Genomic DNA, 17,114 nt, shown 5'->3' with positions numbered 1-17,114 from the left:
GCCAGCATCAAGGAACGGCGGGGAGGAGAATAAGCCGGATTTCTGGCCTTTTTTGGCGCAGTGCGCAAGCCCGGCACCTATTCTTCTTCTCATCCCCCAGCGCCGGCATTTTGATCGCATCGAGGTTAGGATTATGAGTTTCAAAATCGCTATCATTGGCGCAGGCAGCGTCGGCTTCACAAAAAAGCTGTTCACCGACATCCTGTGCGTTCCGGAATTCAGGGATATCGAATTCGCGCTCACGGACATGAGCGACCATAATCTCCAGATGATCAAGGCGATCCTCGACAAGATCGTCGAGTCCAACAAGCTGCCGACCAGGGTGACGGCAACCACCAACCGTCGCCAGGCGCTGACCGGTGCTCGCTACATCATCAGCTGCGTTCGCGTCGGCGGTTTGGAAGCCTATGCCGACGATATCCGCATACCGCTGAAATACGGCATCGACCAGTGCGTCGGGGATACGATCTGCGCCGGCGGCATTCTCTACGGGCAGCGCAACATCCCGGTGATCCTCGATTTCTGCAAGGACATCCGCGAGGTCGCCGAACCCGGCGCGAAATTCCTGAACTACGCGAACCCGATGGCGATGAACACCTGGGCGGCGATCGAATACGGGAAGGTCGATACCGTCGGCCTCTGCCACGGCGTCCAGCACGGCGCAGAACAGATCGCCGACGTCCTCGGGGCCAAGTCGCGCTCGGAACTCGACTACATCTGCTCGGGCATCAACCATCAGACCTGGTTCATCGATCTGCGCCTCAACGGCCGAAAGATCGGAAAGGACGAACTCGTCGCCGCCTTCGAGGCGCACCCGGTTTTCTCGCAGCAGGAAAAGCTGCGCATCGACGTCCTGAAGCGCTTCGGCGTCTATTCGACGGAAAGCAACGGCCACCTGTCCGAATACCTGCCCTGGTATCGCAAGCGGCCGGAAGAGATCACCAAGTGGATCGATATGTCCGACTGGATCCATGGCGAGACCGGCGGCTACCTCAGACACTCGACGGAAACGCGCAACTGGTTCGAAACGGAGTTCCCCCAGTTCCTCGCCTCGGCCGAAAAGCCGATCGATCCGTCCAAGCGTTCCAACGAACACGCGAGCCATATTCTCGAAGCGCTTGAAACCAACCGTGTCTATCGCGGCCACTTCAACGTCAAGAACAACGGCGTCATCACCAACCTGCCGGCCGATGCGATTATCGAGTCACCCGGTTTCGTCGACCGCTTCGGTATCAACATGGTCTCCGGCATCACCATCCCGGAAGCCTGCGCAGCGACCTGCATCGCCTCGATCAACGTTCAGCGCATGTCGGTGCACGCAGCCGTCAGCGGCGACATCGACCTCCTGAAGCTGGCCGTCCTGCATGATCCCCTGGTTGGCGCCGTCTCGACCCCGGAAGAGGTATGGCAGATGGTCGATGAGATGGTCGTCGCCCAGGCCCGTTGGTTGCCACAATATGCCGACGCCGTACCTGCGGCCAAGGAGCGTCTGGCGAAATCGACCGTGAAGACCCGCGACTGGGCCGGTGCGGCACGCCGCAACGTCCGCTCGATCGACGAGTTGCGCGCTGAAAAAGCGGCGCTCAAGCAGGCCGTCTGAGATTTCCGGAGGACGGGTGGCGATGGGGCTCCGGGAGGGAACCTATCGCCGCAAGCCTGTTTCCGGATCGTTTGAGGAGAACCGGAGCATCGCAAAACTGCTCCGCAACAAGAGGGAGAAACGATGACAAATTTCCGCAACCTTGGCATTCTTGCCGGACTGGCGCTGAGCGTCTCGGTCTCGGCTTTGAGCGCCTATGCCTCCGAGCCCACGGCTCCGCCCGTCCCGCCGCAGTTTCCGGCGGAAGGCAAGATCAAATACGTGTCCAGGGATTCCATCGAGGAATTCAAGGCACTGCCCGCCTATCATGAGCCCGACTGGGTAACGAAGAACTTCGTCGACAGCGGCAAGCTGCCGCCCGTCAAGGACCGCCTGCCCAAGGAGCCGCTGGTCTTCAAGACCGCGAACATGGTGGATGGACCCGGCGTCTACGGCGATACCCTGCGGCACGTCATCGGCGGCCGGCCGGAAGGCTGGAACTACGGTGCCGGCCAGACCCAGGGCTGGGGTGGCATCGATATTGGCCTGTCCGAATGCCTGACACGCACCGCACCTCTCTTCCAGGTTCAGGCCAAGGATACCGAACCGCTTCCAAACCTCGCCAAGAGCTGGGACTGGTCCGCAGATGGTCACAAGCTGACCATGCACCTCGTCGAGGGCGCGAAGTGGTCGGATGGCGTCGCCTTCAACGCTGACGACATCATGTTCTACTGGGACGACGAGGTCATCGATCCGAACGTCTCGCCGCTCGGCGGCGGCGCTTCGCCGGAAGCCTTCGGTCAGGGAACGACGCTGAAGAAGATCGACGACTACACCGTCGAATGGACCTTCAAGGACGCGTTCCCGAAGCAGTATCTCTATACGATGGCCTACCCGAGCTTCTGCCCGGGCCCGTCGCATATCCTGAAGCCGCAACATCCGAAGTATTCGAAGAACACCTATGACCAGTTCAAGAACGCATTTCCGCCGGAATACATGAACCTTCCGGTCATGGGTGCCTGGGTGCCGGTCGAATACCGTCCTGACGACATCATCGTGATGCGCCGCAATCCGTACTACTGGAAGGTCGACGAGAAGGGCAATCAACTCCCTTATCTCAACGAGCTGCACTACAAGCTGTCGACCTGGGCCGACCGTGACGTGCAGGCCGTTGCCGGATCCGGCGACATTTCCAATCTCGAGCAGCCGGAAAATTTCGTCGCGTCTCTGAAGCGCGCCGCCGAGAAGACCGCGCCGGCACGTCTTGCCTTCGGCCCGCGCCTGATCGGCTACAACATGCGTATGAACCTGTCCGGCAACGGCTGGGGCGAACCGGACGCGCGCAGCCAGGCCGTCCGCGAGCTGAACCGCAATGAAGACTTCCGCAAGGCAATCACCATGGGTCTCGACCGCAAGGCGATCGGCGATTCCTTGGTCAAGGGACCGTTCACGGCGATTTATCCAGGCGGCCTGTCTTCGGGCACGAGCTTCTACGATCGCAATTCCGTCGTCTATTACCCCTTCGATCTGAAGGGCGCCAAGGCGCTGCTTGAGAAAGCCGGCCTCAAGGATACCGACGGTGACGGCTTCGTAAACTTCCCCGCCGCAACCGAAGGCGGAAAGAACGTCGAGATCGTGCTTCTGGTCAACAATGGCTACGCCACCGACAAGAGCTTGGCGGAAGGCGTCGTCGGACAGATGGAGAAACTTGGCCTCAAGGTCATCCTCAATGCGCTGGACGGTCCCAAGCGTGACGATGCCCACTACAGCGGCCGGTTCGACTGGCTGATCCAGCGTAGTTCGCCGGAGCTTGCATCGGTCGTCCAGAACACCGAGCAGCTTGCGCCGGTCGGTCCACGCACGAGCTGGCAGCACCGCGCCGGCAAGGACGGCAAGGTCGACCTGATGCCCTACGAGGAAAAGCTGGTGGATATCGTCACAAAGTTCCAGACCAGCCAGGACAACAGCGAGCGCGTCGACCTGATGAAGCAGTACCAGAAGGTTGCAACCGAGAACGTCGATACGGTCGGTCTCACGGAGTATCCGGGTGCACTGATCATCAACAAGCGCTTCTCGAACGTGCCTGAGGGGACTCCGATCTTCATGTTCAACTGGGCTGAGGACTCCGTCATCCGCGAACGCCTGTGGGTCGCTGCCGACAAGCAGGGCAAATACGAGCTGTTCCCCGAGCAGCTGCCCGGCAAGCCCGGCGAAAAGGGCCCGATCAACTAAGAGCTCCCCTCCCAACCAAGGACTCCGGTCGCGCGTGAAGCGCGGCCGGTCAATTTCAACAAGCCGGCCGCACCGACAGGCGCGACTGGCGGCAAGGAGAAGCGAACCGTCCGATGTTACGATTCCTGCTCGTGCGCATAGCGTCCGCGATTCCCGTCCTGATCATTCTGAGCATCGTGACCTTCGCGATCATCCAGGCACCACCCGGTGACTATGCCGATTACATCCGTTCGCAGCTGATCAACCAGAGTGGCGCCTCGTTCGCGCAGGCGGATGAGCAGGCTCAGGCCTACCGCGTGGCCCATGGCCTCGATCAGCCAATGGTCATCCAGTATTTCAACTGGATCAAGGGCATCGTTACACAGGGCGATTTCGGCTACAGCATGTTCTACAACAAGCCGGTTGCCGATGTCGTGGCCGAGCGACTGCCGCGCACGCTGGCCCTGGCCCTGGTTTGCCACATCCTGGCATCCGTGCTTGGCATCGGCTTCGGCATATGGGCCGCAACCCGGCAATATTCCTGGATCGACAGCCTGCTTTCGGGTGTCTCCTTCCTCGGGATGACGGTGCCGCGCTTCCTGATGGCGCTGATCATCGTCTATCTCCTCGTCTTCCAGTTCAATGTCTCCGAGATCGGAAGCTTCTTCTCGCCGCAATATGGCGGAGCACCGTGGTCCTGGGCAAAGTTCGTCGATCTCGTCAGCCACGTGTGGCCGGTCGTCGCCATCGCCACCTTCGGCGGGCTCGCTTACAATATGCGCGTCATGCGCGGCAATCTGCTCGATACGCTAAACGCCCAGTACGTCGAGACGGCGAAGGCCAAGGGGCTGACCGGCGCGGCCGTTGTCATGCGCCATGCCGTGCCGAATGCGCTGCACCCGCTTGTCATGTACCAGGGCGTCGTGCTTCCCTACATGCTGACCGGCGAGATCGAGACCGCGATCATCTTCTCGCTTCCAACCGTCGGGCCGGCGATCGTCGGCTCCATGGCGATCGGCGACGTCTACGTCACCGCCACCTTCATGATGGTGCTCTCCGCCACTCTGATTGTCGGCAACATCATCGCCGACATGCTGCTTGCCATGCTGGACCCTCGTGTCCGCCAGTACGGAGGAGCCTGATATGCTCGCCTTCGATTCCGCTCCCCCACCGCCGCACGAAGAAGCCGTCAAGAACGCACCGCACGGTAACGAAAGCTACCTGGCGCTCGTCTGGCGACGACTGAGACGCTCCTGGACCGGCATGATGGGCCTTGTTCTCGTCGGCCTGCTGCTGCTCATGGCGATCTTTGCGGACTTCGTCGCGCCAATGGATCCCAAGGCAACCGATGTCGGCTTCGCGCCGCCGCAGATGATCAGCTTCCGCGACAAGGACGGCAACCTCACATATCCGCCGCGCGTCTATGCGCTTGGCGAATCCGAGGAACTCGATCCTGTTACCTTCCAACCGATCGTCGGTCCCGATTACGACAACCCGCGCAATCTCGGTTTCTTCGTGACGGGCGCCGAATACAAGCTCTTTGGCCTCATTCCGGCCAGCCGACATTTCTTCGGTTCGGTCGACGGCCAGCCCGTGCATTTCCTCGGAACCGACAAGTTCGGTCGTGACGTGCTCTCGCGTGCCATCATCGGCTCGCGGATTTCGCTGACGATCGCGCTTACCGTCGTTTTCATCGTGACCGTCATCGGCACCACCGTCGGCATGGTGTCCGGATATTTCGGCGGCGCGGTCGACACCTGGGTGCAGCGCTTCGTCGAAGTGGTGCTCGCCTTTCCGCAGCTGCCCCTTTATCTGGCGCTGACATCGCTTATACCAGTAACCGCTCCGACCAATGTCTTCCTCGGTTTCGTCATCGTCGTCATGTCGGCGCTTGGCTGGGCACAGATGTCCCGCGAAGTGCGTGGCAAGACGTTGGCGCTGGCCCGCATCGATTATGTCCGCGCCGCCATGGCTGTTGGCGCGACCGATCGGCGTATCATCTTCCAGCACATTTTCCCGAATGTGATGAGCCACGTGATCGTTGCGGTGACGCTGCACATACCGAGCGTGGTGCTTCTGGAATCCTTCCTCGGGTTCCTCGGCTTTGCCGTGAAGCCGCCGCTGATCTCCTGGGGTCTGATGCTGCAGGACACGGCGAACTATTCCGTGATCGGCACCTATCCCTGGATCCTGGCACCTGTCGGCTTCGTCCTGATCACCGTCTTCGCGTTCAATGCGCTCGGCGACGGACTGCGCGACGCAGTCGATCCCTATTGAGGTGAAGAACATGGCCCTTGCACTCGTCAACTCCTTCGCCCCGTCCGTTCGCCTCGATCATGAAGGACGTACGGAAAGCCCGATCATCGATGCCCGCAATATCGCCGTCAATTTCAAGGTCGAGCATGGCATGGTGGAGGCCGTCAAGGATATCTCCTTCCAGCTCTATCGTGGGGAAACGATCGCCATCGTCGGCGAATCCGGTTCCGGCAAATCCGTAACCGCCCGCACCGTCATGGGGCTGCTGTCCAAGCGCGCCGTGGTCGCGCCCAAGTCGACCGTCGAGTACGACGGCGCCAATATCCTCAAGTTCTCCGAGCGCGAGCGCCGCAAGCTGCGCGGCGATCGGATCTCGATGATCTTCCAGGAACCGATGAGCTCTCTGAACCCGATCTATACGATCGGCAGCCAGATCGTCGAAGCGATCCGCGTGCATCGCAAGATGAGCAGGAAGCAGGCCGAGGCCCGTGCGCTGGAACTTCTCAGGCATGTCCAGATCCCCGATCCGGAGGCGCGGCTGAAGCAATATCCGCATCAGCTGTCCGGTGGCCAGCGGCAGCGCGTCATGATCGCCATGGCGCTGTCCAATAACCCGGACGTGCTGATTGCCGACGAGCCGACGACGGCACTCGACGTGACCGTGCAGGCGCAGATCCTCAACCTCATCCGCAACCTGCAGAAGGAGTTGCGGATGGCGGTAATCCTGATCACGCACGATCTCACCGTCGTTCGCCAGTTTTCCGACTACGTCTACGTGATGCAGCACGGCGAAATGCGCGAGCACAACACGACCGAAAAGCTCTTCGCCAATCCGAAGCACGCCTACACCAAGCACCTGCTCGGGTCGGAGCCGCGGGGCCAGGCCAATCCGTTGCCGGAGGGGTCGGACGTCCTTCTCGACGCCAAGGGCGTTCGCGTTTCCTTCATGTTGCGCCACGGTACGTTCTTCAAGCCGGAGCTGAGGGAACTCGTTGCGGTGGACAGCCTCGATCTGACGCTTCGGCGCCACGAAACGCTGGGCCTCGTCGGCGAGTCCGGTTCGGGAAAGACGACGTTCGGCCAGGCGCTGCTGCGGCTCAACGACACCGACAATGGCGAGATCTATTTCGACCGCCAGCCGATCCACGGCCGATCGCGCGCCGAAATGCGGCCGCTGCGCTCGCGCATGCAGGTGGTCTTTCAGGATCCGTTTTCGTCGCTCAATCCGCGCATGACGATCGGCCAGATCATCGAGGAAGGGCTTGTCGTAAACAGGCTCGGGGCGACCAAGGCCGAACGTCTCGACCGCGTGCGCGAGGCGCTCATCGCAGCTGGCATGCCCGGCAATATCCTCTCGCGCTTTCCGCACGAGTTTTCGGGCGGCCAGCGTCAGCGTATAGCCATTGCCCGCGCCATCGCGCTCGAGCCCGAATTCATCCTGCTCGACGAACCGACATCGGCTCTCGACCTTTCCGTCCAGGCGCAGATCATCGAACTCCTGCGCAGGCTGCAGGACGAACGGGGTCTCAGCTACCTCTTCATTTCGCACGATCTGAAGGTCGTGCGTGCCCTCTGCCACCGTGTGATCGTCATGCAACATGGCAAGATCATGGAAGAGGGTCCCGTCAACGAAGTCCTGTCCCATCCCAAGACTGCCTACACCGAACGGCTCGTCAAAGCCGCTTTCGAGGTAGCCTGATTGCACATTCCGGAGGTTATAATGGCAAGAAATCCCAAGATCACATTCATCGGAGCCGGTTCCACCGTTTTCATGAAGAACATTATCGGCGACGTGCTGCAGCGCCCGGCGCTGTCGGGCGCGACCATCGCCCTGATGGACATCAATCCGCAGCGTCTCGAAGAAAGTGCCGTCGTCGTCAACAAGCTGATTTCGACGCTCGGCGCCAAGGCGAAGGCCGAGACCTATTCCGACCAGCGCAAGGCGCTGACGGGCGCGGACTTCGTCGTCGTCGCCTTCCAGATCGGCGGTTACGAACCCTGCACGGTCACCGACTTCGAGATCCCCAAGAAGTTCGGCCTGCGCCAGACGATCGCCGACACGCTCGGCGTCGGCGGCATCATGCGCGGCCTGCGAACCGTGCCGCATCTGTGGAAGATATGCGAGGACATGCTCGCCGTCTGCCCCGAGGCGATCATGCTGCAATACGTCAATCCGATGGCGATCAACACCTGGGCGATTTCGGAGAAGTATCCCACGATCAAGCAGGTTGGCCTCTGCCACTCGGTGCAGGGCACGGCAATGGAGCTGGCGCATGACCTCGACATTCCCTACGAGGAGATCCGCTACCGCTCGGCCGGCATCAACCACATGGCCTTCTACCTGAAGTTCGAGCATCGCCAGCCGGACGGCTCCTACAAGAACCTCTATCCGGATCTGGTCCGTGCCTACCGCGAAGGCCGCGCGCCCAAGCCCGGCTGGAACCCGCGCTGCCCGAACAAGGTGCGATACGAGATGCTGACCCGCCTCGGCTATTTCGTCACGGAGAGCTCGGAGCATTTCGCCGAGTACACGCCTTACTTCATCAAGGAAGGCCGCGAGGACCTGATCGAGAAATTCGGCATCCCACTCGACGAATATCCTAAGCGCTGCATCGAGCAGATCGCCCGTTGGAAGGGGCAGGCGGAAGCCTATCGTTCGGCTGACAAGATCGAGGTCGCACAATCGAAGGAGTATGCCTCGTCGATCATCAATTCGGTCTGGACCGGCGAACCCTCCGTCATCTACGGCAACGTGCGCAACAATGGCTGCATCACGTCGCTGCCCGACAATTGCGCAGCCGAGGTTCCCTGCCTGGTCGACGCGTCGGGTATCCAGCCGACCTTCATCGGCGACCTGCCGCCGCAGCTCACGGCACTGATGCGCACCAACATCAACGTCCAGGAGTTGACGGTTCAGGCATTGATGACCGAGAACCGCGAGCACATCTACCACGCCGCAATGATGGACCCGCATACAGCGGCAGAACTTGATCTCGACCAGATCTGGGCGATGACCGACGAACTGCTTGCCGCTCACGGCGACTGGCTGCCCGCCTGGGCCCGCACCGGCCGCAAGGTTCAGGCTGCCTGACCAACTCTCTCCCGGTCTTGCGCCTCAAGAAGTCCCGCGGCCTTGCCGCGGGGCTTTTTGCCCTCGGCTCAGCGTGGTCGTGGTTGCAGATCGCTAAAACCGACCTCAGGGCATCCCCGAACGTTGGCGAAGGTTATTTCGCGTCGGTCACCCCATCCCGTCAGTCCTCGTAGCGTCACCACATTCTCATCTTGGTAAACAACATCGGTCCTGTAGATTCCAGCGCGCCTGGCTCGATTTGTTGCCTGACTGATGTTGCACTGGCCTTCCGACGGCAAGACGTGCCATGTGCTCGTGCCCCTGCCATCGGGACGCCAGCCGTCCGATGCGGCGGATGCCGCTGTCGACAGCAGAATAGCAAAGGAAATTAATGTCGTACGGAAAACGGCTTTCAAAATCGACGACCCCACATTGTGCTCAGTCCATCCCTCGAGCCATTGATTCTGGCGGCAGGGAAACGCCCTGCTCGCACAATAGACGGCAGCATATTTGGCGCAACCGTGCGTGAGAGCACCTGACGTCGAAGTTTGCAAACAAGGCTAAGCTTTGCTTGTCGGAGATCTCGGGCGGCCGATTGAATAAATCAAAAATGTTGATATAGAACAAGGAAACGCATCCTTGCCCCGCCCGATCGGAACCCCATGAGCCGCAACTTTCTTGTCGTCGACCCTGAAGAGGGCATGCCCATTCTCAAGGGTCTGGCATCGCCGGCAAGAGTGTCCGTGTTGAAGCTGCTCCACGAGAGGGGGCCGCTGAACGTCAATGAAATTGCTGAGATCCTTGACCTGCCGCAATCGAGCGTCTCGACGAACGTGCAGATGCTGGAGGAGGCGGGGCTGATCCGCACGGAGACGCAGAAGGCCCGCAAGGGCAACCAGAAAGTCTGCCACAGCGTCTATGACGAAATCCTCGTGGTCTTCAAGAATGAAATCAAGGAAACCGAACCGGATGCCATCGAAGTGTCGATGCCGCTTGGTCTCTATACGGGTTTCGAGGTGACGGCGCCGTGCGGTCTCTGCTCGGTCGAGGGCATTATCGGCTTGCTCGACGTTCCCAACACGTTTTTCGACCCGGACCGGATGAAAACGGCGTTGATCTGGTTCACGCGCGGTCATGTGGAGTATCAGTTTCCGAACAATGCGCGTCTGACGAACACCAGCATTCGCGAGATTGAGTTCGTCATGGAGCTGAGTTCCGAAGTGCCCGGAACGAGCGCCGACTGGCCCTCCGACATCACGCTTACGGTGAACGGGACGGACATCGGAACATGGACGTCTCCGGGCGATTTCGGCGATAAACGCGGGGTTTTCACGCCGGACTGGTGGAAGCTTAAGGGCTCGCAATATGGCAAGCTCAAGAATTTCCGTATCAATGACGACGGCGCTTTCGTCGATGGATTGCGCATCTCCGACGTCACGCTAAAGAACCTCAAGCTGGACGAGCATCATTCGATCCGCTTGCGCATCGGCGTTCGCGACGACGCCAAGCATCCCGGAGGCATCAATATTTTCGGTCGCGGCTTCGGCAACTACGACCAGGACATCCTGCTGCGCCTGAAAACCCGCTGACTATATCCGTTTTTCTGAATTTTACCCTTGACCGGGGTCGGAGCTTCCGCTTTATTCATCTCAAATTGTGATATAGATCACAAAAAGACGATATAGTGGAGGATGTCATGAAGGCTGCGGTTACAGCGCACAGCAAGTACACGATTTCGGAAATCGATCCGCGCCTGTATGGCTCATTCATCGAGCACCTTGGCCGCGCCGTCTATACCGGAATCTATGAGCCGGATCATGCCACCGCCGACGAATACGGCATGCGCAAGGATGTCATCGATCTGGTCAAGGAGCTCAACGTTCCGATCGTGCGCTATCCCGGCGGCAACTTCGTCTCCGCCTATAATTGGGAAGACGGGATCGGCCCGAAGGAGAGCCGCCCGACGCGCCTCGACCTTGCCTGGCACACGTCCGAGAGCAATCAGGTCGGGATGCACGAGTTCGCCGATTGGTGCGTGTCTGCCAACACCGAGATGATGCTCGCCGTCAATCTCGGCTCGCGCGGCCTGGATGAGGCGCGCAATTTCCTCGAATACGTCAACCACCCCGGCGGCAGCGAATGGAGCGACAAGCGCGTCGCCAACGGCCGCGCCGAACCTTGGGACGTGAAGCTCTGGTGCCTCGGCAACGAGATGGATGGCCCCTGGCAGATCGGCCACAAGACGGCGGACGAATATGGCCGCCTGGCGCATGAGACAGCTAAGGCGATGCGCGCCTTCGACAGCTCGCTGGAGCTTGTCGTCTGCGGCTCGTCCAACGCCCATATGCCGAGCTACCCCGAATGGGAGGCCACCGTTCTCGATCATACCTACAACGAGGTCGATTACATCTCGCTGCACATGTATTTTGAGAATCGCGCCAAGAACACCGCCAATTATCTCGCCCGCAGCATCGAGCTCGACAACTACATCGGCACCGTTGCCGGCGTCATCGATTACATCAAGGCGAAGAAGCGCTCGACCAAGGACGTCTACATCTCCTTCGATGAATGGAACGTCTGGTATCATTCCAAGGAGCGGGACAAAGCGACGCTGGCCGGCGCCAACGGCTGGCCGCATGCTCCGGCGCTGCTCGAGGACGACTACAATTTCGAGGACGTTCTGCAGGTCGGCTGCATCCTCAATACCTTCATCAATCGTGCCGATGTCGTCAAGATCGCCTGCCTGGCGCAGCTCGTGAACGTCATTGCGCCAATCATGACGACCCCTGGTGGGGCTGCATGGCGCCAGACCATCTTCTACCCCTACTACTTTGCCTCGGTCTTCGGCCGCGGCACGGCGCTGAAGCTGATGGTGGACAGCCCGAGCTATACCGTCGACGATCTTGGCGACGTGCCCTATCTCGACGTCTCCGCCGTTCACGACGCGCACGGGAAGACGGTGACCTTCTTCATCGTCAATCGCAATGGCACGGAAGCGCTCGATCTCGATGTCAGCCTGCTGGAGTTTGGAGCGCTCAAGATCGCCGACGACCAGGTGATCGCACATGCCGACCTCACCATCACCAACACTTCGGAACGGCCCGACAACGTCGTGCCCCGGAAGACTGACGGTGCGTCGTTTGCGGATGGGAAGCTTAGCGCAAAAATCGCTCCGCTCTCATACCGGATGATCCGGCTGCAGGCGTAATATTTAAATCACAAAATCGGATACATATCAAAAGATATGTTGACATCACAATAGTATGATTTAATGTCAGCGCACCGGAGTTGACGTGCCACTGGGAGGAACAGATGGAAGCGACCGCTTCTGTTCTGGCACTATCACTGACTGAAGGGCGCCCGTTTGTCAAAGCGGGTGGCTCGGTCGGGATATGCCAACCACGTGTCCATATCGGCTTTTCGGGTTCTGACTGCAATATGGGAGCAGTTGGATGACGGCCTTTATCGAAATCCACAACGTCAGCAAGCGCTATGGCTCGATGACGGTGCTCGACGGCCTCTCGCTGTCTATCAAAGCCAATGAGTTCATGGTTTTCCTGGGGCCTTCGGGCTGCGGGAAATCGACCCTCCTTCGGATGATCGCCGGCCTTGAAAGCGTCGACGAGGGAACCATCTCGATCAATGGCGAGCGCATCGATACGTTGCCGCCAGGGCAGCGCGACATCGCCATGGTGTTCCAGAGTTACGCGCTCTATCCGCACATGACGGTGTCCGACAACATGGCGTTCGGGTTGCGCAACATCAACGTTGCCGCCGATGTCATTGCCGCCCGCGTTGCGGAAGCCGCCCGCATGCTTGAAATCGGCCATCTCCTAGAGCGCAAACCCGGCCAGCTTTCCGGCGGCCAGCGCCAGCGCGTCGCCATCGGCCGTGCCATCGTCAAGGAGCCCAAGGCCTTTCTCTTCGACGAGCCGCTGTCGAACCTCGATGCGGCGTTGCGCGTTCGCACCCGAGTAGAGCTTGCCCAGCTTCGCAATCGTGTCAAATCGACGATGATCTTCGTGACGCACGACCAGATCGAGGCGATGACCCTTGCCGATCGCATCGTGGTGATGAACAACCGCAAGATCGAGCAGATCGGCTCTCCGATGGAGATCTATTCCCGCCCGGCCAGCCGCTTCGTCGCCACTTTCGTGGGTTCGCCGACGATGAACTTCCTCGACGTCGGCCTGTCGGAGCAGAACGGCTTCGTCAGCGCCAGGTTGCCTGACGGCACCGAGCTGCGGACCACGATCCGTGCAGCCGGCGTCAAGGGCACTGCGCACTCGCTCGGGATCCGCGCCGAGGCGGTGAAACTCGCAAGCGGCGTTCCCGCGACGACGACAGGCAAGGTCGATGTGCTCGAGCGCCTCGGTGACCGCACGCTTCTCTATACGCGCCTCAAGGACGGAAGCACGGTCGTGGCCGAAGATATCGGCAACAGCCGCGTCGCCATCGGCGACGAGGTGGGTCTCTCGCTCGACGGAACCCGCACCCATCTTTTCGACGCAGAGGGCAGCGCCTGGCATAATGAGGAGCCGGGGCATGGTTGACGCGACCTTGTCCGGCACCCGCTCGGCTGCGAAAGCCAACGCACGGCAAACGGTGCAGAACATCAACGCACCTCTCTGGCGCAATGCGCTTTTCGTCGTGCCCTATCTGTTTTTCTTCGTTACCCTGCTCGCCGTGCCGCTGTTCTGGGGGATATGGCTCAGCCTCCACAAGGCCGACGCCTTCGGCACCGGTCGTTTCGTCGGCATCGACAACTATCTGCGTCTCTTTCGCGACAAGATCTTCATACAGGTGGTTGGCAACACCTTCTATTTCGTCATTCTGACCGTGCCGGCGCTGGCCGTTCTCGGGCTCTTGCTGGCACTCGCGTTGAACCGGAAGACGAAGACGGCGACGGTGCTGCGCACGATCTACTTCTCGTCTTCGGTCCTGTCGGTCACGATCGTCACGCTGATCTGGCGCATCGTCTTCATCGGCAATTTCGGTTTGCTCGCCACGGTCTACGGCTGGTTCGGTGCGACCTCTCCGGCCTTCCTTTCCGATCCCAAGCTCGCGATGATCGGCATAGCAATCGCCACCATCTGGTGGTGCATCGGTCTGCCGATGATGCTCTTCCTCTCCGCGTTGCAGCAAGTCCCGGCGGAGATCTACGAGGCGGCGGCACTCGACAATGCCAGCCGCTGGCGCACGCTCTGGCACATTACCCTGCCGTCCATCCGGCGAACCTTCGTCCTCGTGCTGATCATTCAGGTCGTGCTGCAGTTCCAGCTGTTCGGGCAGTCCAAGCTGATGACGCTCGGCGGTCCGAACAACGTCTCCAAACCGATCGTTTTCTACATCTACGAAGCCGCCTTCACCAAGTGGGACCTGGGGCTCGGTGCGGCAGCCTCGGAAGTTCTCTTCGTCCTGATCCTGATCGCAGCCATGGCGCAGTACTTCATCTCGCGCCGCAAAGGAGAAGAAGGATGAGCGCTTCCGGTGCCAACATGGTCGGCCGTTCGACCGGCGATCGCGTGATCCTGTTCCTTGCCATTCTCTGCGCGCTGATCATGATGGCGCCGGTTGTCTGGGTGATCGGGCTCTCGCTGAAGGACAACAAGGAATTGATGGCGGATATGAACTCCGTCTTCCACGCGCCTTACACGATCAACAACTACATCAATATCCTGGCGACCTCGTCGGTCTTTCGCTGGATCCTGAACAGCGTCATCGTCGCAGGCGGCCTGACGATCATGACGCTGGTCCTTTCCTCGCTCGCCGGCTACGGCTTCGCACGGCTGAATTTCCCGTTTCGCAATGCGCTGTTCATCATTGTGCTGCTGGGTCTGGCGGTTCCGGAACAGGCGGTCCTGATCGCGCGTCACCAGTTGTTCAGCTGGCTGAAGTTTCACAACACCTACCACGGTCTGATCCTGCCCGGTCTGTCAGCGCCATTCGGCGTCTTCCTGATGACGCAGTACTTCCGCGCCATCCCGAAGGAGCTCGACGAGGCAGCGCTGCTCGACAATGCCAGCCGCTTCAAGATCTTCTGGAAGGTGCTTCTGCCGCTCACGGTGCCAGCACAGGCAACGCTCGGCATCTTTACCTTCCTCGGTGCCTGGAACGATTACTTCTGGCCGCTGATTTCGGGCACCAAGAAGGAAATGTATACGCTGACGATCGGGATTGCCTCGACGCAAACCAACTTCGCGCAATCGGAAGGTCTCGGATTCCTGATGTCGCAAGCGGTCTTCGCAGGCGCGCCGATCCTCATTCTCTACCTGTTTTTCCAGAAATACATCGTGACCGCAGTCTCCGGCGCCGCCGTGCGCTGACGCTGACGGGCGATGACGTCGAAACCGGCTCCCGGGGAGGGGGCTAAAGCAAGGGGTCAAAGACCCGAAGAGGAGGAGTTGGAATGACGCATACATTGAGGAAATACATGCTGGCGGCGGCGTCGGTGATCGCGCTTGCCGGCTCGACGCAAGCCTTCGCGGCAACGGAACTTACCGTCCAGCGTTTCTTCGGCGCATGCGACGCGGACTTCGGCACGAACACCGATGTCAGCAAGGCTGTCGGCGAGTGCGGTATCATCACCTCGCTGATCAACAAGTTCAACGCCGATAATCCTGACGTGCATGTCACCGTGACGACGGTCGAGTGGCCGGGTTATGACCAGCTAACGGCGCAGTTTGCTGCCGGAGATCCGCCTGACATCGTTACCATCCATCAGTCGGTGCTCGCGGACTACCAGTCGAAGAGCCTGATCATGCCGCTCGACGACCTTCTGAAATCGGTGGGCGTTGCGTCCTCCGACTTCACCGACGCCAGCCTCGGCGGCGTGACCAAGGAAGGCAAGATCTACGGCCTGCCCATCGACAACTGGACCATGCTCTACCACATCAATATGGACCTCTTCAAAAAGGCAGACCTCGTCAACGCAGACGGTACGCCCAAGCTGCCGACCAGCCCGGACGAGCTTCTGGCACAGGCAAAGCAGTTCAAGGAAAAGACCGGCAAACCCTACTTCGTTCAGAACCTCGCAAACGAAGTCGCGCTCTACACCCGCAACCTCTACACCTACCTTCTACAGCAGGATTCCACTTTCTTCGCCAACCCGAAGCAAGTGAAGCTGAATACGCCCGAGGCCAAGAAGGTCCTCGAAATGTACAAGGCGATCTATGACAACGGCGATACGACCAAGGATCTGGACTACGCCGCCGGCATCAATGCCTTCCTCGCCGGCGAAGGTGGCGTCCACCTGAACGGCACGTGGGTGATCGGGGACTACACAGCCTCGTCCGAGACCGCAGGTACGGCATTGAACAAGGGCGGCTACGCTGTTTATCCCTACCCGCAGCTCTTCGGCGGCAAGAAGGCGCAGTATGCCGACGGCCACAGCTGGGCCGTGTCGCAAAAGGACCGCTCGCCTGAAGAAACCGCTGCCATCGGCGAGTTCCTGAAGTTTTTCCACGACAACGACTTCGACTGGTCGCGCACCGGCCACCTGCCGGCAGTCAAGGCCGTACTGGACTCCGCCGAGTTCAAGGCCCTGCCGCATCGCGACACCATCGCGGCCATTGCCACGCTCGGCACTCCGCTGCCAGCGACTGTCCAGCGCCAGTTCGCGATCCAGGATATCATCGGTCAGGAAATGAGCGCTGCAATCACCGGTCAGAAGGAAGTCGACGCAGCGCTTGCTGACATGGAATCGCGCATCAACGAGCTGCTTGCCAACATCTAAGGCTCACTCTCTCCGAGCCGAAGTGCAGATGCCCGCCGCTGGTCTCGCGGCGGGCATTTTCGTTATCACGGTGCCGCTATCGAGGCGCGTCTTGACCGTGAAGTGCTCCGAACTCCCCATTGAAACCGCAGCCAGGAGAAGGCTAGAGCGTTTCACCTTTTAACGGAACCATATCCAGCATTTTCCAGATAGTTTTGGCATTCGGCGGGCTGGATGGTTTCGACCAGCCTGCCGATATGACGCCATGTGTCGTCGATGGTGCG

12 protein-coding genes are annotated in these 17,114 nt (G+C 60.1%); all 12 read left to right on the top strand.

The annotated features are described in order from the left end of the window. Positions 1 to 133 precede the first annotated feature (133 nt). Entirely contained in the window at positions 134 to 1,600 is a 1,467-nt protein-coding gene (locus tag ASC97_RS06040) for an alpha-glucosidase/alpha-galactosidase (RefSeq protein WP_057467449.1), read from the top strand. 123 nt (positions 1,601 to 1,723) lie between these two features. After that, positions 1,724 to 3,811, top strand: coding sequence for an ABC transporter substrate-binding protein (locus tag ASC97_RS06035; protein WP_057467448.1), 2,088 nt, complete (start codon positions 1,724 to 1,726; stop codon positions 3,809 to 3,811). A 113-nt stretch (positions 3,812 to 3,924) separates the two neighbouring features. After that, on the top strand, positions 3,925 to 4,932 hold the full coding sequence (locus tag ASC97_RS06030) for an ABC transporter permease (protein ID WP_057467447.1): 1,008 nt from the start codon (positions 3,925 to 3,927) through the stop codon (positions 4,930 to 4,932). A gap of 1 nt (position 4,933) precedes the next feature. After that, positions 4,934 to 6,067, top strand: a complete 1,134-nt coding sequence (locus tag ASC97_RS06025; RefSeq protein ID WP_057467446.1) for an ABC transporter permease — start codon at positions 4,934 to 4,936, stop codon at positions 6,065 to 6,067. A gap of 10 nt (positions 6,068 to 6,077) precedes the next feature. Beyond that, positions 6,078 to 7,745 carry an ABC transporter ATP-binding protein gene (locus tag ASC97_RS06020; protein WP_057467445.1) on the top strand — a complete coding sequence of 556 codons (1,668 nt, stop codon included), beginning with the start codon at positions 6,078 to 6,080 and terminating at the stop codon, positions 7,743 to 7,745. Positions 7,746 to 7,766: 21 nt separating this feature from the next. Beyond that, positions 7,767 to 9,137: an alpha-glucosidase/alpha-galactosidase gene (locus ASC97_RS06015; RefSeq protein ID WP_057467444.1), complete on the top strand. Its 1,371-nt coding sequence runs from the start codon at positions 7,767 to 7,769 to the stop codon at positions 9,135 to 9,137. A gap of 641 nt (positions 9,138 to 9,778) precedes the next feature. Continuing rightward, positions 9,779 to 10,705 (top strand): ArsR/SmtB family transcription factor, encoded by a 927-nt coding sequence (locus ASC97_RS06010; RefSeq protein ID WP_057467443.1) that lies wholly within the window; start codon positions 9,779 to 9,781, stop codon positions 10,703 to 10,705. A 107-nt stretch (positions 10,706 to 10,812) separates the two neighbouring features. Continuing rightward, positions 10,813 to 12,324 carry an arabinosylfuranosidase ArfA gene (gene arfA, locus ASC97_RS06005; protein WP_057467442.1) on the top strand — a complete coding sequence of 504 codons (1,512 nt, stop codon included), beginning with the start codon at positions 10,813 to 10,815 and terminating at the stop codon, positions 12,322 to 12,324. Positions 12,325 to 12,568: 244 nt separating this feature from the next. Next, positions 12,569 to 13,669 carry an ABC transporter ATP-binding protein gene (locus ASC97_RS06000; RefSeq protein WP_057467441.1) on the top strand — a complete coding sequence of 367 codons (1,101 nt, stop codon included), beginning with the start codon at positions 12,569 to 12,571 and terminating at the stop codon, positions 13,667 to 13,669. Next, on the top strand, positions 13,662 to 14,597 hold the full coding sequence (locus ASC97_RS05995; RefSeq protein ID WP_057467440.1) for a carbohydrate ABC transporter permease: 936 nt from the start codon (positions 13,662 to 13,664) through the stop codon (positions 14,595 to 14,597). The genes ASC97_RS06000 and ASC97_RS05995 overlap by 8 nt, the downstream gene beginning before the upstream one ends. Continuing rightward, on the top strand, positions 14,594 to 15,442 hold the full coding sequence (locus tag ASC97_RS05990) for a carbohydrate ABC transporter permease (protein WP_057467439.1): 849 nt from the start codon (positions 14,594 to 14,596) through the stop codon (positions 15,440 to 15,442). Before ASC97_RS05995 ends, ASC97_RS05990 begins: the two co-directional genes overlap by 4 nt. Before the next feature lie 83 nt (positions 15,443 to 15,525). After that, a complete protein-coding gene (locus ASC97_RS05985) occupies positions 15,526 to 16,851 on the top strand; it encodes an extracellular solute-binding protein (RefSeq protein WP_057467438.1) in 1,326 nt (441 codons plus the stop codon). Positions 16,852 to 17,114: the final 263 nt, after the last annotated feature.

Source organism: Rhizobium sp. Root1203, assembly GCF_001424945.1.
GTDB lineage: Bacteria > Pseudomonadota > Alphaproteobacteria > Rhizobiales > Rhizobiaceae > Rhizobium.
This window is presented reverse-complemented; position numbering and strand designations above follow the sequence as displayed.